This is a genomic window from Maribacter sp. 1_2014MBL_MicDiv (assembly GCF_001865655.1).
Taxonomy (GTDB): domain Bacteria; phylum Bacteroidota; class Bacteroidia; order Flavobacteriales; family Flavobacteriaceae; genus Maribacter; species Maribacter dokdonensis.
On the sequence record NZ_CP011318.1, the window covers coordinates 1,016,216 to 1,042,308 of the forward strand.

General features: G+C 37.7%; 21 protein-coding genes and 2 riboswitches. Of the genes, 1 reads left to right on the forward strand and 20 read right to left on the reverse strand.

Annotated features, from left to right (window positions below):
* Window positions 1-33 precede the first annotated feature (33 nt).
* The 16 genes from YQ22_RS04200 to YQ22_RS04275 form a co-directional block, all read right to left on the reverse strand.
* Window positions 34-1,353, reverse strand: a complete 1,320-nt coding sequence (locus YQ22_RS04200) for a hypothetical protein (RefSeq protein WP_071340180.1) — start codon at window positions 1,351-1,353, stop codon at window positions 34-36.
* 68 nt (window positions 1,354-1,421) lie between these two features.
* Window positions 1,422-2,558, reverse strand: a complete 1,137-nt coding sequence (locus YQ22_RS04205; protein ID WP_071340181.1) for a serine hydrolase domain-containing protein — start codon at window positions 2,556-2,558, stop codon at window positions 1,422-1,424.
* Window positions 2,555-3,370: a head GIN domain-containing protein gene (locus tag YQ22_RS04210; RefSeq protein WP_232231307.1), complete on the reverse strand. Its 816-nt coding sequence runs from the start codon at window positions 3,368-3,370 to the stop codon at window positions 2,555-2,557. The genes YQ22_RS04205 and YQ22_RS04210 overlap by 4 nt, the downstream gene beginning before the upstream one ends.
* Before the next feature lie 4 nt (window positions 3,371-3,374).
* A complete protein-coding gene (locus YQ22_RS04215; protein WP_071340182.1) occupies window positions 3,375-4,472 on the reverse strand; it encodes an acyloxyacyl hydrolase in 1,098 nt (365 codons plus the stop codon).
* 108 nt (window positions 4,473-4,580) lie between these two features.
* Entirely contained in the window at window positions 4,581-5,534 is a 954-nt protein-coding gene (metF, locus tag YQ22_RS04220) for a methylenetetrahydrofolate reductase [NAD(P)H] (protein WP_071340183.1), read from the reverse strand.
* Between the two features lie 176 nt (window positions 5,535-5,710).
* Window positions 5,711-8,476: a methionine synthase gene (gene metH / locus YQ22_RS04225; RefSeq protein ID WP_083414312.1), complete on the reverse strand. Its 2,766-nt coding sequence runs from the start codon at window positions 8,474-8,476 to the stop codon at window positions 5,711-5,713.
* A 10-nt stretch (window positions 8,477-8,486) separates the two neighbouring features.
* On the reverse strand, window positions 8,487-8,840 hold the full coding sequence (locus YQ22_RS04230; protein ID WP_071342496.1) for a four helix bundle protein: 354 nt from the start codon (window positions 8,838-8,840) through the stop codon (window positions 8,487-8,489).
* A gap of 48 nt (window positions 8,841-8,888) precedes the next feature.
* On the reverse strand, window positions 8,889-9,878 hold the full coding sequence (locus YQ22_RS04235; RefSeq protein ID WP_071340184.1) for a homocysteine S-methyltransferase family protein: 990 nt from the start codon (window positions 9,876-9,878) through the stop codon (window positions 8,889-8,891).
* Window positions 9,879-9,957: 79 nt separating this feature from the next.
* Window positions 9,958-10,067: riboswitch (SAM riboswitch) on the reverse strand.
* Window positions 10,068-10,226: 159 nt separating this feature from the next.
* A complete protein-coding gene (locus YQ22_RS04240) occupies window positions 10,227-11,288 on the reverse strand; it encodes an NAD(P)/FAD-dependent oxidoreductase (RefSeq protein ID WP_071340185.1) in 1,062 nt (353 codons plus the stop codon).
* Window positions 11,289-11,400: 112 nt separating this feature from the next.
* Window positions 11,401-12,204, reverse strand: a complete 804-nt coding sequence (gene cobA / locus YQ22_RS04245) for a uroporphyrinogen-III C-methyltransferase (RefSeq protein WP_071340186.1) — start codon at window positions 12,202-12,204, stop codon at window positions 11,401-11,403.
* A 3-nt stretch (window positions 12,205-12,207) separates the two neighbouring features.
* Window positions 12,208-14,298, reverse strand: a complete 2,091-nt coding sequence (locus tag YQ22_RS04250; RefSeq protein ID WP_071340187.1) for a HEPN domain-containing protein — start codon at window positions 14,296-14,298, stop codon at window positions 12,208-12,210.
* 111 nt (window positions 14,299-14,409) lie between these two features.
* Window positions 14,410-15,657, reverse strand: coding sequence for a sulfate adenylyltransferase subunit 1 (locus YQ22_RS04255; protein WP_071342497.1), 1,248 nt, complete (start codon window positions 15,655-15,657; stop codon window positions 14,410-14,412).
* An 82-nt stretch (window positions 15,658-15,739) separates the two neighbouring features.
* Entirely contained in the window at window positions 15,740-16,690 is a 951-nt protein-coding gene (gene cysD, locus YQ22_RS04260; RefSeq protein ID WP_058105317.1) for a sulfate adenylyltransferase subunit CysD, read from the reverse strand.
* A gap of 46 nt (window positions 16,691-16,736) precedes the next feature.
* On the reverse strand, window positions 16,737-17,360 hold the full coding sequence (locus YQ22_RS04265; protein ID WP_071340188.1) for a phosphoadenosine phosphosulfate reductase domain-containing protein: 624 nt from the start codon (window positions 17,358-17,360) through the stop codon (window positions 16,737-16,739).
* A 14-nt stretch (window positions 17,361-17,374) separates the two neighbouring features.
* Window positions 17,375-17,638: a DUF2061 domain-containing protein gene (locus tag YQ22_RS04270; RefSeq protein WP_058105315.1), complete on the reverse strand. Its 264-nt coding sequence runs from the start codon at window positions 17,636-17,638 to the stop codon at window positions 17,375-17,377.
* Between the two features lie 199 nt (window positions 17,639-17,837).
* Window positions 17,838-18,248: an RrF2 family transcriptional regulator gene (locus YQ22_RS04275; protein WP_058105314.1), complete on the reverse strand. Its 411-nt coding sequence runs from the start codon at window positions 18,246-18,248 to the stop codon at window positions 17,838-17,840.
* Between the two features lie 90 nt (window positions 18,249-18,338).
* On the opposite strand from YQ22_RS04275, the gene YQ22_RS04280 reads away from it, so the two are divergent.
* Window positions 18,339-18,866, forward strand: a complete 528-nt coding sequence (locus YQ22_RS04280) for a hypothetical protein (RefSeq protein ID WP_071340189.1) — start codon at window positions 18,339-18,341, stop codon at window positions 18,864-18,866.
* A 68-nt stretch (window positions 18,867-18,934) separates the two neighbouring features.
* Here the strand turns inward: YQ22_RS04280 and YQ22_RS04285 are convergent, their stop codons facing one another.
* From YQ22_RS04285 to YQ22_RS04300, 4 genes are all read right to left on the reverse strand, one after another.
* A complete protein-coding gene (locus YQ22_RS04285; RefSeq protein ID WP_071340190.1) occupies window positions 18,935-20,107 on the reverse strand; it encodes a trans-sulfuration enzyme family protein in 1,173 nt (390 codons plus the stop codon).
* A gap of 128 nt (window positions 20,108-20,235) precedes the next feature.
* The gene (locus YQ22_RS04290; RefSeq protein WP_071340191.1) at window positions 20,236-20,544 is read right to left on the reverse strand and encodes a GIY-YIG nuclease family protein; all 309 of its coding nucleotides are present in this window, start codon (window positions 20,542-20,544) and stop codon (window positions 20,236-20,238) included.
* A gap of 146 nt (window positions 20,545-20,690) precedes the next feature.
* Window positions 20,691-24,077 (reverse strand): bifunctional aspartate kinase/homoserine dehydrogenase I, encoded by a 3,387-nt coding sequence (gene thrA, locus YQ22_RS04295; RefSeq protein WP_071340192.1) that lies wholly within the window; start codon window positions 24,075-24,077, stop codon window positions 20,691-20,693.
* 185 nt (window positions 24,078-24,262) lie between these two features.
* The gene (locus YQ22_RS04300; RefSeq protein ID WP_071342498.1) at window positions 24,263-25,537 is read right to left on the reverse strand and encodes an O-acetylhomoserine aminocarboxypropyltransferase/cysteine synthase family protein; all 1,275 of its coding nucleotides are present in this window, start codon (window positions 25,535-25,537) and stop codon (window positions 24,263-24,265) included.
* Between the two features lie 116 nt (window positions 25,538-25,653).
* A riboswitch (SAM riboswitch) is annotated at window positions 25,654-25,757 on the reverse strand.
* Between the last annotated feature and the right edge of the window lie 336 nt (window positions 25,758-26,093).

The following is a 26,093-nucleotide window of genomic DNA, read 5'->3' on the forward strand; positions in this document are numbered from 1 at the left end:
ACTTAAATTTGATAATCTCATAGCGTTAAAAAATTACTTTAATTGTGCATTGGGCTGATAATAGAAGGGAATAGACCATTTAAATTCTTTTACATCACCTAACGTTTTGGTGACCAACAGCGTATTATCACCTTTTTTCAATAACTCTTTGTCAATAAAACCTACAATACCAAATTGTTCTGAAACGGCATGGTCTTTCTTTAGAAAATCTATATTTAACAAAGTACCATTGAGGATAACCTTATGATATTTTTCATAACAATCAAGATAAAATTTTCTAGATTTAACTCTTTCCTGTTCATTGGACAAGTTATCATCTTCTTGATATTCGCCGCAAGTAGCAGCTTGATAATTACGTTCATGATGAAATACGGGAATAAACAGCTTTACAGTCTCACCCATTATAACATCAGACTGTATTTGTGGAGTCAGCAAAAATGATTCATCAGGGTTTTGATCACTATAATAACTCAAGTACATTAGATTTACATCATGATCTTTTGGAAAAATCAAATGAGGAATATTGGTATCTTGAAATTTCACTAATGTCAAAAATATGCCTGATGCAAAAAACGATAGCACGAGATAAACTAAAGATTTTTTCTTCTTAAAATTAGACCCAAAAACCATTGAAACCTGCAGTAAATTACGGTATAAAGGACCATAGGTAACCATTGATGTAAATTTGACCAATTTAAACATCCAAGTTTGTACCATTACATTAGACTTGTACTTTTTTAAATTTCCGATGACACTAAAAATCATTTGTAATACAAGAAGACCTGAAATTATAAATAAAGGTATTAACAGTATATAACTTGGCACATAATCCAATAACAAATTATATATCAGCATATAAATACTTAAAAACAAGGACATGTAAGAATAAATCAATAGAATAGTGAATGCTGAAGAAAAAATTACACTGCATAATTCATCTACCTTTTGAATAGTATCTTGTTGCTTTGGGAGTATGGACAAAATCTTCTCGGTATAAATTTTAGAGTATACACTATCTTCAATACTATAATCTGGAAAAACAGAATTCAACCCTACTAATCCAATCCAATACGCTCGTAAAACGAAATGAATTACGAACATAGAGACCAGAATACTAATAGCCAACAAGCCTAAAAAAACAATCATATACCCATAAATGTATTGCTCAACAGGTAATAGATCAATGTATTTATTTGTAGCCCATTCTATTAAACCAAATAGTTGAAACGTTCCAAAAATGGCAATTGCAGAAACTAGCAATTCTGCTTCCCAACTTTCTTCTTTAAGTCGTTGAAGCCATTTTATGTTCTTTTTTTTCTCTTCAACTGGGGTGGTTTCTGGTGGTAAGCTCATTCTGTATTAAAAATCTCACGGTTAGCGAGACTAATATACCCTTTCTTTAAATTTTAAAAAACATTAAATCAGTTGTAATCAAGCTCATCAAAAAAAGAATCTATCACAACATCAAGATCTTCTTGTACTTTAGGATCTGTACTATTGATCAGAATTGAAAACACCAATTGCTCTTTTGGATACACGAAAAAATTGGAATACCCACCTACCCCACTACCCACATGTCCAAAAAACTTACGCCCTTTGGCATCTTCACTTACCTGCCAACCTAAACCGTAGTATGTAGAATTACCGTTTACTAGCTGAGCAGTTAAAAATTGATTCAAAATATCTTTTTCGATTTCTACTTTCTCATCTAAAAATGCTTGCCCGAATTTTGCAATATCTTCTGAAGTTGATAAATAACCTCCACCGGCAAGCTTATAAAAGATATCTACGGGAGTCGCTTTTCTAAACCCGGAAATGCTTTTGGTATAAAATGCAGTTACATTGTTTTGTGCTTCTAATGTTGCAATAGCATTCACATCTATATCCGATTGCTTAAGGTTATAATCAGGATGCCTTCTTGGTATGTATGTGTTTTTCATTCCCAATTGATCCAATACTTTCTCCTGCACATATGCTTCAAACGGAATACCACTTGCTTCTTGCATGGCCGCCGAAATCATTACCCAATCAAAACTATTGTACAAATATTCGGTACCTGGTTCAAATACCAACGGATCGTTTTTAAAAATTGATAAACTATCCTTTATCCCAAAAGGTTCGTTCAAGGCGAATTCCTTGCCTTTATACACACGTATGCCTGCAGTGTGGCTAGCCAATTGACGAATAGTGAAATCCCACTTTTTCTTGGGGTAATCTGGCAGATAGGTATAGAAAGATTCGTCTAATGAGATCAAGCCTGCTTGCACCATATGTGCCAATGCGGTAGCCGCTATAGGCTTGGATACACTTGCAATTCTAAAAATTGAGGATTTTGGATCTACATATTTTTTGGTATCCAAATCCGCATACCCATACCCTTTTTGGAAAATGGTTTTTCCTTCTTTTAAAACCGTAATTGCCAATCCTGGAAATTTATCATCGGCATACATATCTTGTAAAATAGCATCTGCTTTTACCAATCCGATCAAAGTCGGGTCATCTCCCAACACTCGTTTAGTAGCGAATACATTTTTCAGATATTTTAAAATGGGATTCATTCCACAAAAATCAATCTTCCGTTATACAATTCTTCCACTTCAACGTTTTCCGGGCGGTTATAGCTTTGTACATCGCCAGTACCCCTTAATACTCCGGTAAGACTTTCTTGCGGATTCACAAAAATATCATTTGAACCTCTATGGTTTATGGTAACCCGATCAGCAATCAATGCTTCCGCCTCAATTCTAGAATCACCTGCAGCTATGGTAATACTCATACTTTCCGCTGTTCCTTTCAACTTAAAATAGGCAATGCCGTTAACCGTTAAACTTAACGAAGCCACTTCTAAATCTAAATCAAATTCCCCATCTGTTGTTTCTGCTTCCGGATTCGTAAAACTTTCGGACAACAATCTTAAGCTATCAAAAGCCAAAACTCCGTCACTTTTAATAGGAAAACCTGTACTGCTACGTATACTGGTCAAATTAGGGGTAGTTACGTAGATCGTAGTGGTAGCATAATCTCTTACATAATTACAATCGTTCGTATCGGTCAGTAATAATTGACCATCTTCTACAACAGCAGAAACCTCATTTCTAAGATTTTCACCGGTTTCTATTTCTACTTTTTGGGTGTCGCCTTGTTTTATAACCAAAGTCACATTTTCAAATACGGTAATACTCGTAAATTCAGCTACTGTAACTTCCTCTCGTATCATATCACCTGTACTCTGAAAACAATCTGAGGCGTTTTCGGAGTCGCAAGAATTACCTATGACCAGCAAAACAAACATAGTAGTGAAGGTCAAAAATGTTTGGTACATCCCTTTTGTCCAAATGTCCATTTTATGTTTTCTATTTTCTAACATCATATTTCTACAATCGTATTCCTATCCCAAATTCTACCGCTTCCGCTTTTGCGCCGTGAGACTTTAAGGTTACCGCCCCAAAAACTCTATCTCCAAAATAGCGCTTTAATCCCACACGCAAATAGGTGCGACCTTCAAAATCGAACGGATAATACACGTAGTAGCCAAATTGTGAAATGACGGACATTTCATTAATGAACAGTTCATGACCCGCAAATACACCTACCCTTTTATAATCATCATCCGCATCCACATTATTCTCTGGGAAAGCAATACTTTGATACCTTATCAACTCTTTCAAAAAATTAGAAAAATAAACATCTGTTCCCACTTGAAGAGCACTTTTTCTTCCAACCCTTTTATCGGCATAGGCAGAAAGCACTACAAAGCCATATTGACCGGAATCAATAACATCACTCTCGTTTAAACCAGCTCTCAACGCAAAATTGTAACGCAACGGCTCAGTCAATTTTTCCTTTTCCCTGTGTACATAATCAATTTCAGCGCCACCATCTAGATCATATACAAAACCGGCATTAAATGCCAAGGTATTAGTAGACGTATTCGGTGCCCTAAAATTGGCGTTGGAATAGTGAATTACGGACACACCAGCCTTAAATCCCAATCCTTTTATAATATTCTCTTTATGATAGTTCAGCATTAAGTAGGTTGAACTTAAAAAATCCGAGCCGTAGGCATTATTTCTATAATTGGTCTCTTTATCGTACGGATTTGTAGCGTATGCAATACCTTGCCCTACGCGTAATTGCATGTTCCGCCTAAAAAAGTAAAAATTGTAGTGCGCATACAAACCATAATTATCGCCCAACGTGCTGTTGTTCGTATTCTGATAAATAAAAGAGTAACCCAGATCCGGATAATTATACAACTCTTCCCATTCTTCTTCCCCGTATGTTTTGCGGTTATAACTTAAAATAACCCCTGCCGGGTGCGATGTGATCAAATGCGAAATATCTGGATTGTGCAGTATGATGGAACCATAGAATTGGTTGGCATCAAGCGTGTACTTCTTTTTCTTGGTACCTTCTTGCGCAAAGCAAAAACTTACCGATAGCATTACAATGGTTAGAAACTTAAAATTCATTGTAGGCAAAAATAGTTATAAGTATCAAGTACGAAGTATTAAGTACAAAGTATTATCATTATCGGCCATTTTGTACGTAATACGCTCTACTAAATTCTTTCTAAACCTTTAAAAAAGTGCTTCCGCTATCGCCTTAATATTATCGGATTTCCCCATAGAATAGTAATGCAATACAGGAACACCTGCCGCCTTCAATTCCTTAGATTGTTGAATTGCCCATTCTATACCCACTTTACGTACATCTTTGTTGGTGGCGCAAGCATCAACAGCTTCTATTAAATCTTGTGGCATATCTATTCTGAACACCTGCGGCAATAATTGCATGTGCCTCTTTACGGCAATTGGTTTAATGCCCGGTATAATAGGCACGGTAATTCCAATTTCCTTTGCTGCTTCTACAAATTCAAAATACTTTTTATTATCAAAGAACATTTGCGTAACCACATAATCCGCACCGGCATCTACCTTTTCCTTTAATCGCTTTAGGTCCGATTGTAATGATGGAGATTCTAAATGTTTTTCCGGATAACCCGCCACCCCTATACAAAACTCACTACTGTGTTCGCTCTCCACGGTTTCATGTAAATATTTACCTTTATTCAAATCCTGGATCTGCTTTACCAAATCTATTGCAAACGGGTGCCCCCCTTCAGTAGGTTCAAAATACTTTTGCTCACTTCGGGCATCACCACGTAAAGCCATTACATTCTGTATGCCTAAATAATGACAATCAACCAACAAGTATTCCGTCTCCTCCTTGGTGAAACCGCCACAAAGCACATGAGGCACCGTATCTACATTATATTTATGTTGAATAGATGCACAAATACCCACAGTACCAGGTCTCATACGTGTAGTCTTCTTATCTAAAAGCCCTTCTTTTTTAATATAGATAGTTTCTTCACGCGATGTAGTCACATCAATGAACGGAGGGTTAAACTCCATTAAGGGATCAATATTATTATACAATTCCTGAATATTTTTCCCCTTTACCGGTGGTACGATCTCAAAAGAAAAAAGTGTTTTTCCCTTTGCATTGGTGATATGGTCTGTAACTTTCATTTTATATTCTTTTACTCTTGGTTATGAGCAAACCTTCAAGAGGCTTATTTACTTTAATTCTTCTTTGGGCGTTCGGGCGGGCTTTTCGCTATATTTTTTCTATTTCCACAACTCTTTTTACTTAACATTGGCACAGTTCAGAAATAGAAAAAGATGCCGCTGCAATCCCTAACGCATTAGTCCACTATATTTGGTGCAAGCCATTTCTCGGCTTCTTCAAACGAAATCCCCTTTCGTTCCGCAAAATCCTTTACTTGATCCAGTTTTATTTTACCAAGACCAAAGTAACGGGCTTCCGGGTTACCAAAATAATACCCGCTTACAGATGCGGCCGGCCACATGGCAAGACTATCTGTTAACTCTACACCTATGGTTTCCTTTACTTTCAGAACATCCCAAATGGTCAATTTTTCTAAGTGATCGGGACAAGCAGGATAACCAGGCGCAGGACGAATACCTTTATAAGATTCCTTTATTAAATCTTCATTGCTAAGATCTTCATTGGCGGCATAACCCCAATGCGCTGTTCTCACCTCTTTATGCAAGTATTCGGCAAATGCTTCGGCTAAACGATCTGCCAATGCCTTTACCATGATGGAGTTATAGTCATCTAAGTCTTTCTCATATTGCGCCGCCATTTCTGCCGTACCAAAACCTGTGGATACACAGAAACAACCCATGTAGTCTTGTTTCCCGGATTCTTTTGGAGCAATAAAATCTGCCAAGGCATAATCTGCGACTCCTTCCCTACGCTCTAATTGTTGGCGAAGGGTACGGAAAGTATAGTTCCCATCTGTTTCGGCTCCGCTAAGCGACCCTGTATTCCCTTCTAAACTTGAACTAGTATCGGCTAAAATATCATCGTCATTAATGGAATTCGCAGGAAACAGTCCAAATACACCTTTAGCCTTTAATTTCTTTTCGGAAATTATCTTGTTCAGCATCTCTTGAGCGTCTGCGAATAAATCGGTTGCTTGTTCCCCAACAACCTCGTCGGTCAATATTGCAGGATATTTACCATGCAGTTCCCAACTTCTAAAGAAGGGAGTCCAATCTATATAAGGAACCAAAACATTCAGATCTAAATCTTCGATCACCTGAATACCCAATTTGTTCGGCTTTATAATTTCAGAAGTTTTCCAATCTATTTTAAACTTATTTCTCCGTGCCGCAGAAATTGGCTTATATGTTTTACTAGATGAACGGTTCAAGAACTTTTCCCTAAACACATCATAATCATCTTTTATACTTTTCTTATAGCTCGTAGATGTTTCTTTTTGCAACAAATCGCCCACCACGGTTACTGCTCTAGAGGCATCGTTTACATGAACTACTGCCTCTTTATATTGTGGATCAATCTTTACCGCGGTATGTGCCTTACTGGTGGTTGCACCACCGATCAACAACGGAATACTGAAATCTTTACGTTCCATTTCCTTTGCCAAATGCACCATCTCATCCAATGATGGCGTAATTAATCCGCTAAGCCCTATAATATCTACATTATGCTCAATAGCTGCTGCAATAATTTTTTCCGGTGGCACCATTACGCCTAGATCAACGATCTCATAGTTGTTACACGCCAGTACTACACCCACAATATTTTTACCAATATCATGAACATCGCCCTTTACGGTTGCCATTAAAATCTTTCCGGGAGCCCCAGACCCGTCTGTAACCGGATTTAATAATTTCTCCTCTTCAATGTACGGCAGTAAATATGCCACTGCTTTTTTCATCACTCGGGCAGATTTTACCACTTGCGGCAAAAACATTTTTCCGCTACCGAATAAATCGCCCACCACGTTCATACCCGTCATTAAGTTGCCCTCAATAACCTCTATTGGCTTATCGGCAGCTACTCTAGCCTCTTCTACATCTTCAACAATATATTGATCAATACCTTTTACCAAGGCACGTGTAATTCTATCCTGTAAAGGTTCTTCTCGCCACGATAGATCTATTTTACTTTCCTTGGTTTTACCGACTACAGATTCCGCAAAATCTAATAAGCGCTCCGTTGCATCATCCCTCCTATTTAGAATAACATCTTCTACATACTCCAATAAGTCTTTAGGAATATCATCATACACCTCTAGCATACTCGGATTTACAATACCCATGTTCATACCCGCTTTTATAGCGTGGTACAAGAAGACCGAGTGCATAGCCTCACGCACCGGGTTATTGCCCCTAAATGAAAACGAAACATTACTAACGCCACCACTTACACTGGCATGTGGCAAGTTTTCACGGACCCATCTTGTAGCTTCAATAAAATCGACAGCATTTAATTTATGCTCATCCATTCCCGTTGCTACCGGAAAAATATTTAAATCGAAAATGATATCCTCCGGTGCAAAATTTACCTTGTTCACCAAAACATCATACGAACGTTTTGCTATTTCAATTCTACGGTCATAATTATCTGCCTGACCTACCTCATCAAAAGCCATAACAATTACCGCGGCACCATATCTTTTTATGAGTTTGGCGTGGTGTATAAATTGCTCTTCGCCCTCTTTTAAGCTTATGGAATTTACCACACATTTACCTTGAACAACTTGCAGACCAGCTTCAATGATTTCCCATTTAGAACTGTCGATCATAATAGGCACACGAGAAATATCCGGCTCCGATATAACAAGGTTTAAAAATTTCACCATGGCCTGTTTACCATCTATCAATCCGTCATCCATGTTAATATCAATAACCTGGGCACCATTTTCAACCTGCTCCCTAGCCACTGCCAATGCCTCTTCAAACTTTTCCTCTTTTACTAAACGAAGAAACTTTTTTGAACCCGCAACGTTTGTTCGCTCACCAACGTTTATGAAGTTCGTTTCTGGGGTTACAATTAGGGGTTCTAGACCGCTTAACCGCAGATATCTGGTTGTTGATTGTTGGTTGTTGGTTGTTGGTATTTCAGACCTATTGCTCATAAAATCTATTTCACTTTTTAAAATAATTGATAAATCCATTTATCAATTTCTTACAGCTAATAATTCTCTTATTAATAGCTTCAAAATCTTCTCTCTCTATATAATTTAAATCAAGAGCTATATAAAGTTGGGTTTCTAACTCATACAATGACCCTCTTGAAATATGAAGAAACTGAATTGTATCTGCCGATGTTCTTCGTCCGCAACCTTCAGCTATATTAGACGGTATAGATACAGCACATCTTCTTAGTTGATTACTAAGTCCGTAAATCTCTTCTTTTGGAAAAGATTTAGTAATAGAATAAATATCCTTCACAAGAATTCTTGATTCTTTCCAAACTTCCAATTCCGTATAGACTTTCATATTATTCGTGTTTTTTCCACCCAACAACAGACAACCAACAACCAACAACTAAAATTGACGCGGAGCAAAATTTTTCACAACCTCAGCAATCGCAGTAATATGTTCCGGAGTGGTTCCACAACAACCGCCAACAATATTTACTAATCCTTTTTCCGCGTATTCTTTGATCTGTTCCGCCATTTGCTCAGGAGTTTCGTCGTACTCTCCAAATGCATTTGGCAAACCGGCATTGGGGTGCGCTGAGACCGCATGTTCACTTTTGGTAGACAACACCTCTAAATGAGGTACCAACTGGTTTGCACCTAAAGCACAATTAAACCCAACCGATAAAATAGGAATGTGGGATATGGATATTAAAAATGCCTCTGCCGTTTGACCCGATAACGTTCTACCGGATGCATCGGTAATAGTACCACTAACCATTATGGGAACATCTATGTTTCGTTCTTCTTTAACTTCTTCTATGGCAAATAATGCCGCCTTGGCATTAAGCGTGTCAAAAATGGTTTCTACCAATAAAATATCCGACCCACCATCTAATAAAGCTTCTACCTGTTGTTTATATGCAATACGTAGCTCATCAAAAGAAATAGCCCTATAACCTGGATCATTTACATCTGGTGACATACTTGCCGTTTTATTGGTGGGTCCAATACTACCGGCAACAAAACGAGGTTTATTTGGTTCTTTTGCAGTGAACTCATCTGCTACCATTTTGGCAATACGCGCAGATTCATAGTTAAGCTCATACACCAAATCTTCCATAAAATAATCTGCCATAGCAATCGTAGTCCCGGAAAAGGTATTGGTCTCTACAATATCTGCCCCAGCATCAAAATACTGACGGTGAACATCTGCTATAGCATCGGGTTGCGTTAACGACAACAAATCATTGTTACCTTGCAACGGATGTTCCCAATCCTTAAAGCGTTCTCCCCTAAAATCTTCTTCAGTAAACTTATAACGTTGAAGCATAGTACCCATGGCACCATCCAGTATTAAAATACGATCTTTTAAAATTTCTTTTATATCCTTCATTTTACGCTTAACAAATTATTTGTTCGCTTTAAAATATATGATATCAAGTAAGGAAAGGAAGGTAATTATGTTCTTTCTTTAGTTATCTGTCCTTTTGAATTAGGATAGAATGTAGCACCTTCTTTTCCATTACGGAAAGGGTTGCCAAGGTTTCACAGGGTCTAGTCCCTCCGCCTTTCTTGATAACAATACAATTTAATTAGGAACGAATTGCAAAGTAACGGCACTACTCGCTCTTTACCAAGACTTCAATGGTTTTTTTAGCCAACGAAATTCTTAAAAAATGTCACAAAAAAAGCCCCCGCGCGTCTGAAGCATCCGGAGGCCGTACTACTCAAATAATATAATTTATGCGATACTTTGTACTACTTCTTTCTTTGCTTCTTTCTTAGAACCATCAAAACCTTCAACACCACCAACAGTAGTATATTTCATTACAAAGCGCTTACCAGGATTGATCTGCTGGTATGCATATTGACACATAACCGCTGCTTCATGGAAACCTGAAAGTATCAATTTCAACTTACCTTCATAAGTATTAACATCACCAATGGCATATACTCCCGGTATATTGGTCTGGTAATCTTTTGCGTTATTTACCTTAATGGCATTTTTCTGAATTTCCAAGCCCCAATCACCTATAGGACCTAATTTAGGAGACAGACCGAATAAAGGAATAAAATTATCCACTTCTAAATAAGTATCTTCTTTTTCCTTGTCCGTGTGCTTAATAACTACTGCCTTAAGTTCATTTTCACCGTGCAGCTCTTTAACTTCAGCTTTGGTAATCAACTTGATTTTACCCAATTTCGCCAGTTCAGATGCTTTTTCAACGGAATCCAATGCCCCTCTAAATTCATCCCTTCTGTGTACCAAGGTTACTTCTGCCGCTACATCGGTCAAAAATATAGCCCAGTCCAAGGCAGAATCACCTCCACCGGCAATGACCACTTTTTTATCGCGATATACTTCTGGATCTTTGATCATATAGGAAACACCTGTATCTTCAAAGTTTACAATGTTAGAAATAGGTGGTTTTCTTGGCTCAAAAGAACCCAGACCACCTGCAATTACAACTACAGGTGCATTGTGCTTTGTTCCTTTATTGGTAGTTACCACAAAAGAACCATCTTCTAACTTATCTAGCGTTTCCGCTCTTTCTCCCAAAGTGAATCCTGGTTCAAAAGGCTTTATCTGCTCCATTAGGTTATCTACCAAAGTACCTGCCAAAATTTCTGGAAATGCAGGAATATCATAGATAGGCTTTTTAGGATATATCTCTGAACACTGACCACCTGGTTGTGGCAATGCATCTATTAAATGTGTTTTTAACTTTAATAATCCTGCTTCAAATACCGTGAACAATCCGGTAGGTCCCGCTCCTATAATGAGCATATCTGTTTTAATCATAATTCTCTTTTTAGTAAAAAGTAATTCTACAAAGTTGACATCATTATATACAACTACTTTTTAGCTTCTTTTAATTTCACTTATTCTATATACTTATCCTTTACTAAATATGCTATGCTTTATTTACTTCAATAAAACTAACATGCTCTTCAGCAAACTTATGAGTTGCCTCCGCTAACGCTTCACGATGTCTAACTACTTCTCCTATGATAATGATAGCAGGATTAGAAAGATTTTCTTTCTCCACCACATCAACTATGGTATCTATAGTAGCAACTCCTATTTTTTCATTCTTTCGTGTTCCGTTCTGAATTATTGCTATAGGTAGTTCCGATTTACCTTCAGACTTAAATAATTTTACTATCTGAGGGAGTTTTGACATCCCCATCAATATGACTACCGTAGCACTACTCTTTGCAGCTAAGGCAACATCTGTTGATAATTTATGCTCTTTTGTGGTTCCTGTAATTACCCAAAAACTTTCTGAAGAACCTCTTTTTGTTACCGGAATGTTTTGATATGCAGGCACACTTAAACTTGACGATATACCTGGTACCATGGCTACTTGCAACCCATGAGAAGCGGCATATTCCATTTCTTCCGAACCGCGACCGAATACAAAAGGATCTCCTCCTTTTAACCGCACCACATGTCCGTTAGATTTTGCCCTACTTACAATAAGCTCATTAATTTGCTCTTGTTGATATGCATAGCATCCTTTGCGTTTACCTACAAAAATCAATTCTGCATTCTTGGCATAATCCAGCAACTCCTCGTTCACCAAAGCATCGTACAAAACTACATCGGCATTTTCCAGCGTTCTGATCGCTTTTAACGTAATCAGCTCCACATCACCTGGTCCTGCGCCAACTACGGTTAACTTAGGTCTCCTTATATGTTGTAAATGATTTGCCATTATCTATGCTTCTGCCAATTCTTGCTGTCTGAACTTTTCAACAGTTTCTAAAAATTCTTTCGCATCCTTTATGTAAGATTGTGCAAATTCTTTTGTTGGTTCGTTCTGATTTAATTGAAGTACCAATTTTTCAAATCCGCCAGCTACGGCAATTCTGCCATCGGCAACAAATTTCTCATCAAAATCCTTAATGATACTTACGTGGGTATTCACTTTTGTATTTTCTGCGGTCAACATCGCTTTAGCAGAGTTTACCATAGAAGAATATGCGTGATAGATACTAGCAGACCATTTTTCGGCATCGAACATTTCTTGTGCATTCTGAATTTTTTCTTCACTTTCAAAAAGTAATGTTGCAATCAAGTCGATAACAACACCGGCACATTCACCTACACCTATAGCTTTTTCATAACGCTCCGTATTACCCCAATCTATAAAGTCTTCTGGCGTTAAATCATCTATTGATGATAATGGCGTAAGAAAATCATAGAAATACATTTGTCCTTTTTCAGCATAATAATCCGGGAACGATAGATCTCCACCATTGGCATCAAAATCATTTAAGATCAAACGCAATGCTTCCGGACCTCTTTTACTTGGCACTTTCACCACTTTGTCCGCAAAACGACCGTTACCATTACCATCATTGCTACCGCCCAACAATACCTGAAGCGCAGGAGCTACCAATTTATCCTTTGTACGAACGGACATGCCCTGAAAACCAATATTTGCCATATTGTGCTGCCCACAGGCATTCATACAACCACTGATTTTTATAACAACATCATCGTTATTTATATAATCTGGGTATTCTGTTTTTATCACTCTTTCCAGTTCCTCTGCAATTCCCGTACTACTTGCAATTCCCAGATTACAGGTATCCGTACCAGGACAAGCAGTGATATCAAGAGCCTTATTATAACCAGCCTCAACAAAACCTAACTTTTCCAATTCAGTATAAAAGAACGCTACGTTCTCTTCTTTTACGAAAGGAATCAAAATGTTTTGACGTAAGGACAATCTTAACTCACCCGCTGCATATTTCTGCACCAAGTTTGCCAATAAACGTGCTTTATCCGTATAGAAATCACCCAATAACACTTTAATACCCAAAGCAACATAACCTGGTTGTTTTTGTGGTATTACGTTGGTAGATTTCCACTGTTCAAAAGCTTTTACGTCACTAATTTCTACTGCCGGAACCTTTAACTCCGACACCTTTACCTTAGGATATGCCTCTGGATCTATTGGAAAAGTATCAAAAGGTACCGCCGTTTTCTCTGCCGCCAAAAGCTCCTTAAATCCGTCAAGACCTAAATCTTTCAACAAGAACTTCATTCTAGCTTTAGCTCTACTTTTACGCTCACCGTAACGGTCAAAAACACGAACTACGGTTTCCATTAAAGGAATTATCTGATCCGCAGGCAAAAAGCTGTACAACTCATCGGCATGTCGTGGTTGGGAACCCAATCCGCCACCAAGCATTACTTTAAAACCTATTTCACCATTTTGTATTTTGGCAATAAAGCCCAAATCATGCATATAAGACAAACCGGTATCGGCATCACTTGCGGAAAAAGAAACTTTGAACTTACGTCCCATTTCTTGACTTACAGGATTTCTAAGGAAATACTGAAATAATGCGTGTGCATATGGTGAAACGTCAAAAGGTTCATCAACATCAATACCAGCCGTTTCACTTGCGGTTACGTTACGTACCGTGTTACCACAGGCTTCCCTTAAGGTAATTTCATCTTTCTCCAATTCTGCCCACAACTGCGGCGTTCTATTCAAATCTACATAGTGGATCTGAATATCTTGGCGTGTGGTAATATGCAATCTACCTGTAGAATATTCGTCCGACACATCACAAATACGAAGCAACTGCTTAGAGGTCACCTTACCATAAGGCAACTTTATACGAATCATTTGAACCCCTTCTTGACGCTGTCCGTAAACACCACGTGCCAATCGAAGACTTCTAAATTTTTCTTCATCTAGCTTGCCACCATGAAACTCATGAATTTTACGTTCCAATTCAAGAATATCCTTTTCAACTACCTGATTTTCTAATTCTGTTCTAAAACTTTGCATTGCTTAGTATTAAATGTTCAGTATAAATACCGATGTAAATTATTACTATATTTTACCTATAGATTTTATAGACTTAATAAAAACAGTCAATATAAAATTGACATGTTTTTATTAACTTATGAATCCTGCACCTACGGTACTGTTGGATTTTGTATCGATCAATATAAATGAACCGTTTGTTCTGTGATTTTTAAATTGATCATAGAAAATTGGTTTATTTAAACGGAAACTCACTTGAGCAATATCATTCATGCCCAAAGACTCCGTTTTCTCATCTATACCAGAATAATCCGGAGCGATCTTATGGTGCACTTGCTCTACCTTTGCCAATACTTTATTGACACCATGTTGAACAATATATTTATTACCGGCTGCCAAAGGCAATGAATCCATCCAAGAAATCGTTGCCGTAAATTGCTTGTCTACCGTTGGCAGATCACCCTCTTTCACTAACATATCTCCGCGACTCAAATTAATTTCATCTTCCAATGTTATGGTTACCGATGACCTCCTAGATGCCGTTTTATATTTCTTATCATGAAAATAAATATCCTTTATTTTAGAGCGTGTCTGTGATGGAAGCGCCACTACCTCATCACCTACGCTTAATTCACCACCATATACTTTACCGGCAAATCCTCTAAAATCATGGTGCTCATCCGTTTTTGGACGGATAACATATTGCACCGGAAAACGTGGTGTACCCACATTGAAAATATCCTTTCTATCCAATGCTTCAAAATGCTCTAACAAAGACTGTCCTTTATACCAAGGGGTCTTGTCCGACAAGTTTACTACGTTATCCCCTTTCAACGCGCTTACAGGAATAAAAGTAATTTTCTGATCTTGATAATCCCTCTTCGCCATCAATGCCTCAAAATCAGCTTTAATTGCATTGTAAGTTTCTTCAGAATAGTCTACCAGATCCATCTTATTAATAGCTACCACTACATCTTTTATGCGTAATAGGTTATTGATAAAAAAGTGTCTATTAGTTTGCTCTATTACCCCTTTACGTGCATCGATCAAAATGATTGCCGCTTGCGAGGTTGAAGCTCCAGTTACCATGTTACGCGTATATTCTACGTGCCCAGGTGTATCTGCTATAATGTAACTTTTCTTTGCCGTTGAGAAATAGATATGGGCCACATCAATCGTGATACCTTGCTCACGTTCCGCAACCAGACCGTCTGTTGCCAAAGAGAAATCCAAATAATCATATCCCTTTTGCTTACTGGTCTTTTCTATTGCTTCTAATTTATCGCTGGTCAGTGACTTTGTGTCATACAATATTCTCCCAATCAAGGTACTTTTACCGTCATCTACACTACCTGCTGTTGCTATTTTTAGTACTTCCAATTTCGTTGTTCGTTGTCGGTTGTTGGTTGTTAGTTTTATTCGCGATCTACTATCAACGAACAACTAACAACTATCAACCAGATTAAAAATATCCTTGTTGTTTTCTTTTTTCCATTGCCGCTTCTGAACGCTTATCGTCTATACGCGCGCCACGCTCTGAAATGGATGAATCCCTAATTTCCTCTACTACCTTATCAATCGTTTCTGCATCTGAAAGAACGGCTGCCGTACAAGACATGTCGCCTACGGTACGAAAACGCACCAAACGCTCTTCCACTACCTCATCTTCTTCCCTAAAAACGATACCATCTTCTGCAGACCAGATCATACCGTCCCTTAAGAAGGTTTTACGCTTATGCGCAAAATAGATGGAAGGAATTTCAATTTGCTCCTCTTTGATGTACGACCAAACATCTAGCTCCGTCCAGTTAGAAATAGGGAACACTCTTACGTTCTGCCCCAATTCTATTTGCCCGTTCAACATATCGAACAACTCTGGGCGCTGATTACGCTCATCCCACTGACCAAAATCATCACGAACAGAAAATATACGTTCTTTTGCACGTGCCTTTTCCTCATCTCTACGAGCCCCACCAATACAAGCGTCGAATTTAAATTCTTCAATGGCATCTAACAACGTTGTTGTCTGCAAGCTATTTCTACTTGAATACCTACCAGATTCTTCTTTCACCTTACCTTGATCAATAGAATCCTGTACATTACGTACAATTAATTCCAGACCCAACTCCTCTACCAATCTATCTCTAAATTCTATGGTTTCAGGAAAGTTATGACCTGTATCAATATGCATTAAAGGGAAAGGAATTTTTGATGGCCAAAATGCCTTCTGTGCCAAACGTACCAATGTGATCGAGTCCTTTCCTCCCGAAAACAAAAGTACCGGCTTCTCAAACTGAGCTGCAACCTCCCTAATGATATAAATGGCCTCATTTTCAAGGGCATTTATATGAGACGTATCTTTTAAAAGGTCTAAAGAAGGGGTTGCCTCCAATTCCGTGCTTGTATTACTCATTATACTTTTTTAGATCAATTATCTTTATTTTTTCTACTACCTATGATTAACTGTGTAACCCGCACTCCCTATTTGCCAACACTTTGGTTGGATCAAAATAGTTATGCTCGTTAGGTAGGTCATATTTTTTCAAATAGGCATCTAGCTGAGTATCGTTCCAATGATAAAACGGACTCACCTTTAATACACCATCTTTACTTAGGCTCAATATATCCAAACTATCCCTATGTGCGGTCTGCCCTTTTCTTAGGTTAGTAAACCAAACATCCGGTTTAAAATCCGCCATTGCCCTTTTAAAAGGCTCCAATTTCACCTGCTCGGTAAACTCTGCATGCCTAGGATCATCTATTTGTGGTATACCCATTACGGCATCTCTATGTGCGGTAGTCTGTTTTGGCACATATAATTTTATGTTCAAATTCAACCTTTCAGTCAATTCTTCTGCATGTTTATAGGTTTTAGGAGTATTATACCCCGTATCGCACCAAACTACAGGAACATCCTTTCTCACCTCTGAAACAGCATGCAAAATAGCTACTTCGTACGGTCTAAAATTAGTAGTCACTATAGGAACCTTAGCATGTTTTACTGCCCAAGAAATAATTTCTTGAGGTGGTATCCCTTTAAACTGAACGTTCAATTGTTGAACTTGTGCTTCTGTCAATGCCATAATCCTTTTCTTTTCTATTTACCCCACTTTACTAAATTCCAGATTCTTTCGTGAAAAAAATACAGAACCATTTTTGTTACAAAATCTATAGAGGCAATAGAGGCCGCAATAGAAATTTCACCTGTTAATATATAGGATATCACCAAAGTATCTAACGTACCAATTACTCTCCAACTAAACGCTTTTGCAATACTACGTAGCGGCTTCTCTGAAGTTTTATCTTCTTTATAGGTAGTCTTTGACTCTTTTTTGTTCAAAACAAGTTGATCTGCAATCATCTTTTACTTAATTTTTATTACCCTACTAATTTAATAGAGTTTTCAAAAATAGTATATATTTTCAAAGTAGTCGCCAAAAATTCAGATAAATTTCCATTACCCTATAGATTTAGTAGATTATTAACAAATGGACGCAAAAATTTAATATTTCGCAACATATTGAATTCCAGTAAACTAAAAAATGAATGAATTTTGAACGCTAAGAAATGATATCCTTTAAAGTATTGCTTCTATATACCTCTAAGGCACTATCACGCACTTGCAACATTAATTTATGTACGGAGCATGTGTTTTCATCGGGACAATCATCGCAGGTCTCATAAAAATTAAGGCTAACACATGGCACCATCGCTATAGGACCTTCAAGCACTCTCATAACATCGGTCATTGAAATCTCTTCGGGTGACCTTAAAAGATAATAGCCGCCCCCTTTACCTTTTTTAGAGCCTAAAAAACCTGTTTTTCTTAAACTTAGCAAAATGCTTTCCAAGAATTTCTGGGAGATATTCTCCTTCTCAGCAATTTCTGAAATTTGAACAGGTTGCTTGTCTGTTTGCGCCGCTAAATAAGAAAGCGCTTTTAAACCATATTTTGTCTTTTTCGAGAGCATGATGCTAAGATAGCCAAATAATAAAATATCGGAGAAATACTTAAGACGACAATTTTAGCGTTAATACTGGGCAACCTAAAAATTCAAATCATGAAAAAAATATTGTTATCTACACTTTTAAGTGCATTTACTTTGGTGTTCTTATCATGCTCTAACGATGAAGATGCTGTTACCAACGCCAGTGAATCTCAAATTACGGGCACCTGGAACCTGACCGCCCTAGAAACAAAAGATGGTAGATCAGATACTAATTTTGACGGCACTTCTATACCCACTACTTTCACCGCAGTTGGTAAAGATTTTGATACCGTAGTTACTTTTTCAGAAAACCCCAACATAGTAACCAGTGAAGGTTCTTACACCACAGTGATTACCACTACGGTTATGGGAGAAACATCAACTGAAGAAGAAACCGGTGAAGACTTTTTTGAAAGTGATGAATGGAGACTAGATGGCAGTATCCTATATTTTGGCACTGGTGATGAAGAAGTAGGCTTTACCATTACAGAACTTACAGATGGTAAAATGTCATTACGATATGAAGTGGATGAAACTGTAGATTTCTTTGGTGCTACAACTAGCGTTAGTGCAACTTATAATATGACATTAACAAAATAACCCACCTTATATAAAACAAACAAAAAGCCCGGTACGTACCGGGCTTTTTGTTTTAATCACTATATCTTTTAGTCTAAAGCTTGAGCAATATCCGCTATGATATCGTCTATATGTTCCAGACCTACAGAAATTCTGACCGTACCATCTGATATGCCCACTGCAGCACGTTCCTCTACGCTTAATTTACTATGCGTTGTAGATGCCGGATGCGTAACAATAGTTCTTGAATCTCCTAAATTGGCAGAAAGGGACAATAGTTTAATGGAATCGAAAAATTCCCTACCCGCTTCTAAACCGCCTTTAACTTCAAAGGCTACTACACAACCACCCGCTTTCATTTGCTTTTTTGCAATTTCATATTTAGGGTGCGATTTTAAAAATGGATATTTTACCCAATTTACATTATCGCTCGCTTCTAAATATTCGGCTAACTTTAAAGCATTATCACAATGCCTATCAACTCTTATTGCCAGTGTTTCTAAACTTTTAGAAAGCACCCAAGCATTGAAAGGTGAAAGTGCCGGACCGGTAATTCGTGAGAATCGATATACTTTATCCATCAAATCTGCACTACCTACGGTAATACCAGCCAAAACCCTACCTTGACCATCCATTAGTTTGGTACCGGAATGTATGACCAAATCCGCCCCAAATTTAATAGGCTGTTGTAAGTAAGGTGATGCAAAACAATTATCTATGATTAAAATTAGATTATTCTTTTTGGCAATTTTACCCAATTCCTCCAAATCCAACACATCAACACCTGGATTGGTAGGTGTTTCCGCATAGATGATTTTTGTTTTCGGAGTAATTAAACGCTCTATTTCTTCTAAGGCATCTATTTTAAAGTATGTGTGATCAATATTCCACTTTGGAAAAAAGTTGGTAAATAACGAATGCGTAGAACCAAAAATACTTCTTGCCGATAGCACATGATCTCCACTATCTAACAATGCTGCCAATGTAGAAAATACCGCTGCCATACCCGATGCAAAAGCAAATCCGCTCTCCGCACCTTCCATTTGACAAACCTTATCAATAAATTCAGATGAATTTGGGTTAGAATATCTTGAGTATATATTACGATCTTTTTCCTCGGCAAACGAAGCACGCATATCTTCAGCGTCTTCAAATACAAAACTAGAGGTCAAATATAATGGAACGGAATGCTCCAAATTTTCGCTTCGTTTTAATTGTGTACGTATTGCGTTCGTTTCAAATTTATTGTTGTTCTTTTTCATTTCTTTACTTTTTGGCTTCGGCTACGCTCAACCACCTAAACTAACTAATTTACTCTTATTCACATTATTTGGCACCGGCTACGCTCAGCCACCTAATCTCGGCTACGCTCAGCCGAATTGACATTTTATTATTCTTTAAAATATCTATAATGTGTATCATTTTGGCATTCTGCCAAACCTGGCAACTTACCTAATTCCCCATTAATTAATGCTTCTTTCTTTTCTCTTCTCCAATCTTGTATTTGTTTCTCTCTATAAAATGCAGAATCAATTCTTAAATACTCATCTACATAAACCAACTTCACAGGTAATCTTAATCTTTTATGATTAGCCCCTTTACCTTCTTGGTGTTCTACTATTCTTTTATCTAAGTCTTTTGTACTACCAGTATAATAACTTCCGTCTGAACATTCCAAAATATACATGAATCCTGACATTCAATTATCATTTATTGGCTTCGGCTACGCTCAGCCACCAACATTAAAATTACTTATTTTTATTACTATTATTTGGATTCAGCTATCTCAGCTGCCAGCCTTTTACCTAACAAATATTGGTACGCGGTGACTGAGCGGAGCCGAAGTCATCCTTTCTCCGCAATTCGTAATATATCACCAAAGACACCTCTTGCGGTTACTGCAGCGCCTGCACCTGCACCTTGTATTACTAACGGATTTTCCCCGTAAGATTCCGTATATATCTCTATAATGGAATCTGACCCTTTTACTTGCCCCAGGGCACTTTCTTTTGGAACGGAGACCAATTTAACATCTAACACTCCTTTTTCTTTCTGAAGATTGCCATGCAGATCACCTACATAACGCAATACATGATCTGGCTTTTGGTTCTTCTTAATTTCATTGAACTTGGTATCCAACACTTCTAAATGCTGTAAGAAGAAATCTACCTCACCATCTTGCAGTTTTTTAGGTATCAGGTTTTCAATATTGATATCTGCAAACTCATTATGCAAATCTAGCTCACGTGCTAAAATCAATAATTTACGCCCAACATCATTTCCAGAAAGGTCTTCACGTGGATCTGGTTCCGTAAATCCTTTTTGCATTGCATCTTTCAAAATCGATGAAAAAGGTACATCCACTTCTGAGAATGTATTGAAAATATAACTTAAAGAACCTGAGAAAACGCCTTTTATCCTTGTTATATTCTCTCCGGATAAATGTAACAACTTAATGGTATCAATCAATGGCAAACCTGCTCCTACATTGGTTTCATACAGATATTGCTTTTGATTTTTTTGCAATTCTTCCCTCAGTAACTGATAAAAATCGTAACGCAAGGTATTGGCAATTTTGTTCGATGACACAATATCAAAACCATGCTCTACAAATTCAAAATAGTTGGCAACAAAATCTTTACTTGCCGTATTATCTATTACAATAAGGTTCTCTAAATGGTGACGCTTTGCAAATTCAAAGACATCATCAATCTTATACGGTTTTCCTTTCTGCTCTAGTTGTGTCTTCCAGTTCTTGGCAATGCCTTTTTCATTCAACAATATCTTTTTAGAGTTTGCAATTCCAAATACTCTTAGGTCTAATTTCTTACGCTCTTTTATGGACTTTGCCGATTTTAAAATTTGTTCTATTAACGTACCGCCTACATTACCGTGACCGAAAATCAAAATATTAATTTTCTTGCTGATGCCGAATACCTGACCGTGCATAACATTGACAGCCTTATGCAAATCTGATTTCTTTACCACCAAACTTACGTTCTTGCCAGATACCGTATTATTGAACAACAACGGCACGATCTGGTTTTTGATCAATGCATTGAACGGGTTGTGAAAAGTACTTAAATCTTGACCTACGATAGATATGATAGATACATCATCCATCACCGTAATCATATTTACATCTTTGGATTCAAAGTCATTGCTAAACTCATTTTCCAATGCCAGCTTTGCCCTTTTTGCCTTATCCTTTTTCACCACAAGACCTATTCCCCTTTCAGATGATCCTTGGGAAATAATGCTCACACTAATATTGCTAGATTGTAAGGCTTTAAAAATACGGGCATCTACACCTACTTTCCCTAACAAACCACGACCTTCTATATTAATCATGGCAACATCTTCTATTACCGAGAGCGACTTTATACCTTCTTTACTGGATTTGGCACTTATTAAAGTACCCTCATTATCATCATTGTAGGTATTTAAAATACGTAACGGAATGTTCTTCTCTATTAAGGGAATTATGGTTTTGGCATGTAGAATGGTAGCTCCAAAATTGGCGAGCTCGTTTGCTTCTTCATAAGACAGGTTCGCCAGTCTTTTCGCCTCTGGTACATAATCAGGGTTTGCCGTATAAATACCATCAACATGAGTGTAATTCTGTAATTCTTCGGCATCTAAGAAATTAGCCAATAATGCGGCGGAATAGTTACTACCATTCCTACCCAAAGTAGTTGTCTCGTTCTCCATTGTAGAGGCTATAAAACCGGTTACTACCGCTACCGTATCACTCGGAATTTCAGCAAATTTTAAAAGCACCAATTCTTTGGATTCATTTTCAAGCACCTTGGCGTCACCAAAGGTATCATCGGTCTTAATGACTTCACGTGTATCTACAAGTTTGGCATTGATCCCTTTACCGATCAATAGTTTGGTTACCAGTTTGGCAGAGATCAACTCGCCATACGCCAAAACCTCATCTTTTATTTTGGCACTGTAATCTCCCAACAAGGAAACTCCTTCATACAGCTTTGCCAAGCCCTTGAATTCGGCAGATAGATTTACGTTGGAATAGGTATGTTTTTGATACTTTTCCAACGCTTCAAAATCTGACCTATAATCTTTTCCCTTGGCTGCTTTCTCAAGCATATCCTCTAGCTGATCTGTAGCCTTTTCCCTTGCGGAAACCACCATGGCTACATTCTCATTGTTTTTGACCTTTTGTGTAACAATATCCAATACACGCTCAAGTCCTTCGCCATTGCTTAACGATTTACCACCGAATTTTAAGATTTTGATCTTCTTGATATTACCGTTGGTATTAAAAATACCGGTCAGCAATTTTTCCATTTGATCAAACTCGATCAAAAAGGCATCATGCCCATGTAACGATTGTACTTCGCCATAGGTCACATTACTCTTTGCCTGCGCCAATTGCTTAAAGGTATCTTTGTTTTCTTGGGCAGTAAAGAACATATCCGAATCTACCCCGATAATATGAATATTGGTATCGCTATTTTGTAGCTTTATAAAATTCTCATCACCATCCCTAGTTACATCAATGGTCTTTAACAATTGATTCATCAACTTATACGCAGACAATTGAAAACGCTCTTGTAACTTATCGCCATGGTGCATTAACCAACTTTCTACATTAAAAACCTTAAGCTCCTCATTGGTACTTCGTTTAAATCGTTCTTTAAAGGAAGCCGGAGTCCTATAACATAGCATGGCATGCATACGGGCATCATGCACGGGTTGTTTAGAATTCACTAAAAACTGTTCCTGTATTTGGCAATTGGCTATTAACCAATCGGTCGATTTCCAATCAGATGCCACAGGAATCAAATGTTCTGTCAGCGTTGGGTGCAATGCTGCCATTTCCCATGCTATACCGCCACCTAAAGATCCACCGATCAATGCAAACAAACGTTCTACCTTTAACTGCTGTAGACCCAATAAAAATATTCTAGCTACATCACCGGCTACAAAATCCTTATAGTTCTCTATTACAAACTTATCATGCCCATTACCCGGAATGTTGAATGCCAAAATAGTGTACTTGTTAGTATCTATACACTTTTCTTCTCCGATCAAGGCAGACCACCAACCATTTTCACCGGTAACATTAGAATTGCCCGTTAATGCATGGTTCACCAATATAATGGGTGCAGTATGTAATTTTTTTCCAAATACCTGATACGATAATTGAATATCTTGAACACTACCGCTTAGGGCCTTGTATTTTTTAATCTGTAGTTGATGTAACATCTATTTCAAAATCAATTTGTGGCTGAGCTTCGACTGCGCTCAGCCACCTCATGTAAATAATATATTCTTGAACATTCAATGACTTCGGCTAGGCTCAGCCGCCACCAATATTCTTTTTTTCTTAAACCACCGATCACTTCGGCTACGCTCAGTGATCGGTGGTTTCAGCTTTTACCTTATCTAATTTAAAGACTGGCAAATGCCTGCTCTAAATCTGCTTTTAAATCTTCTATATCTTCAAGACCTACCGACAAACGAATTAAATCTTGCCCTACACCTGCACCTTCTTGCTGCTCTGCGGTTAATTGCTGGTGGGTAGTACTTGCCGGGTGAATAATCAATGATTTGGTGTCACCAATATTGGCAAGTAAAGAAAATATCTTAGTGGCATCGGTAACCTTTTTAGCCGCTTCAAAACCTCCTTTGATACCAAAGGTAACCAATCCGCTTTGACCTATTGGCAAGTACTCTTGTGCCAAGTCATAGTACTTATTGCTCTTTAATCCTGGGTAATTTACCCAAGCCACTTCTTTCCTTCCTTCTAACCAAGTAGCCAATTCCAATGCATTTGCACTGTGTTGCTTTATACGTACCGGCAAAGTCTCTAAACCTTGTATAATTTGGAAGGCGTTATACGGACTCAATGCCCCACCAAAATCACGTAAACCTTCCAGTATCAATTTAAAGGTAAATGCTGCCGCACCTAATGCCTCACTATAAACCAAACCGTGGTAACCTGCAGATGGTTCCGTAAATTCAGGGAATTTTCCGTTAGTCCAATCAAACGTACCGGCATCTATAATTGCGCCACCTAAGGACGTTCCTTGACCACCAATATATTTTGTCAATGAATGAATGACCAAGTTGGCACCGTGCTCAATAGGGTTTAACAATGAAGGGGTAGCTACCGTATTATCTACTATAAAAGGTACTCCCGCTGCTTTAGACTCCTTTGAGATTTCTTTCAGATCTAACACATCCAATTTCGGATTCCCTAAAGATTCCACAAAGAATGCCCTTGTATTATCCTGCACGGCATCGGTAAAGTTCTTTGGGTCAGATGCGTCTACAAAGGTGGTCGTAATGCCGAATCTTGGTAGGGTAACATTCAATAAATTAAAGGTACCTCCGTATAAACTGCTGGATGCTACAATATGATCGCCCGCTTTTAACAAGGTCAATAAACCTGTAGAAATGGCAGCAGTACCAGATGCAAAGACCACAGCCCCAACACCACCTTCAACAGCGGCTAATCTATCTTGTAAAATTTGATTAGTAGGATTGTTTAAACGTGTGTAAATAAACCCAAGTTCTTTAAGAGAAAATAAGTTTGCCGCATGATCGGTATCATTAAATACATACGATGATGTTTGATAAATAGGCACTGCCCTTGTACCTCCATTTGTAGTGGTGTCGTGACCTGCGTGTAATGCGTTTGTTGCTAATTTGTGATTACTCATGATTTTGTTGTTTTTAAAAATTATTTTAATAATTAAAAAGCCCAACTTAAACACATAAAAATGTGAGTAAGTAAAATCAAAAAGTTATAAGAAAGTAATATCGAGAAAATCGATTACTGTTATCCTTCCCCTAAGGGTAGAATGTAGCACCTTCTTTGTATGGAACAAAGGGTTGCTAAGGTTTCAAAGGGTCTAATCCCTCCACCTTTCTTGATAACTATTCAATACGTGTGTGAACTTTGAACTACAAATATAAAGGCAGAAAAATTTAAAAACCTAGTATTTTATGAAAAATATATAATTCTTGGTCTTGTTGTTAGTTTTCTGAAGGCTTAAAAGCAATGGAACACTTGTTCAATTACAATATTCTCGATACATTTTGGGACTCAGATACTCTACGCCCAAAATACTTGAGCTGACAAAATACTTTATGAAATCAACTTCTTTTCGACTTAAAATTAATATCACTCTGAGTGGTTTTTAATACCTTTTTTGGGAGGAAAAATTGTATCGAGAAGCACACGTGTCCCAAACCTGTTCTCGATACACTCTTAAC

Excerpts from the sequence above, each read along its gene's own strand:
- YQ22_RS04200 (WP_071340180.1), bottom strand. The coding sequence starts at position 1,353 with ATGAGCTTACCACCAGAAACCACCCCAGTTGAAGAGAAAAAAAAGAAC.
- YQ22_RS04205 (WP_071340181.1), bottom strand. The coding sequence starts at position 2,558 with ATGAATCCCATTTTAAAATATCTGAAAAATGTATTCGCTACTAAACGA.
- YQ22_RS04210 (WP_232231307.1), bottom strand. The coding sequence starts at position 3,370 with ATGATGTTAGAAAATAGAAAACATAAAATGGACATTTGGACAAAAGGG.
- YQ22_RS04215 (WP_071340182.1), bottom strand. The coding sequence starts at position 4,472 with ATGAATTTTAAGTTTCTAACCATTGTAATGCTATCGGTAAGTTTTTGC.
- metF (WP_071340183.1), bottom strand. The coding sequence starts at position 5,534 with ATGAAAGTTACAGACCATATCACCAATGCAAAGGGAAAAACACTTTTT.
- metH (WP_083414312.1), bottom strand. The coding sequence starts at position 8,476 with ATGAGCAATAGGTCTGAAATACCAACAACCAACAACCAACAATCAACA.
- YQ22_RS04230 (WP_071342496.1), bottom strand. The coding sequence starts at position 8,840 with ATGAAAGTCTATACGGAATTGGAAGTTTGGAAAGAATCAAGAATTCTT.
- YQ22_RS04235 (WP_071340184.1), bottom strand. The coding sequence starts at position 9,878 with ATGAAGGATATAAAAGAAATTTTAAAAGATCGTATTTTAATACTGGAT.
- YQ22_RS04240 (WP_071340185.1), bottom strand. The coding sequence starts at position 11,288 with ATGATTAAAACAGATATGCTCATTATAGGAGCGGGACCTACCGGATTG.
- cobA (WP_071340186.1), bottom strand. The coding sequence starts at position 12,204 with ATGGCAAATCATTTACAACATATAAGGAGACCTAAGTTAACCGTAGTT.
- YQ22_RS04250 (WP_071340187.1), bottom strand. The coding sequence starts at position 14,298 with ATGCAAAGTTTTAGAACAGAATTAGAAAATCAGGTAGTTGAAAAGGAT.
- cysD (WP_058105317.1), bottom strand. The coding sequence starts at position 16,690 with ATGAGTAATACAAGCACGGAATTGGAGGCAACCCCTTCTTTAGACCTT.
- YQ22_RS04265 (WP_071340188.1), bottom strand. The coding sequence starts at position 17,360 with ATGGCATTGACAGAAGCACAAGTTCAACAATTGAACGTTCAGTTTAAA.
- YQ22_RS04270 (WP_058105315.1), bottom strand. The coding sequence starts at position 17,638 with ATGATTGCAGATCAACTTGTTTTGAACAAAAAAGAGTCAAAGACTACC.
- YQ22_RS04275 (WP_058105314.1), bottom strand. The coding sequence starts at position 18,248 with ATGCTCTCGAAAAAGACAAAATATGGTTTAAAAGCGCTTTCTTATTTA.
- YQ22_RS04280 (WP_071340189.1), top strand. The coding sequence starts at position 18,339 with ATGAAAAAAATATTGTTATCTACACTTTTAAGTGCATTTACTTTGGTG.
- YQ22_RS04285 (WP_071340190.1), bottom strand. The coding sequence starts at position 20,107 with ATGAAAAAGAACAACAATAAATTTGAAACGAACGCAATACGTACACAA.
- YQ22_RS04290 (WP_071340191.1), bottom strand. The coding sequence starts at position 20,544 with ATGTCAGGATTCATGTATATTTTGGAATGTTCAGACGGAAGTTATTAT.
- thrA (WP_071340192.1), bottom strand. The coding sequence starts at position 24,077 with ATGTTACATCAACTACAGATTAAAAAATACAAGGCCCTAAGCGGTAGT.
- YQ22_RS04300 (WP_071342498.1), bottom strand. The coding sequence starts at position 25,537 with ATGAGTAATCACAAATTAGCAACAAACGCATTACACGCAGGTCACGAC.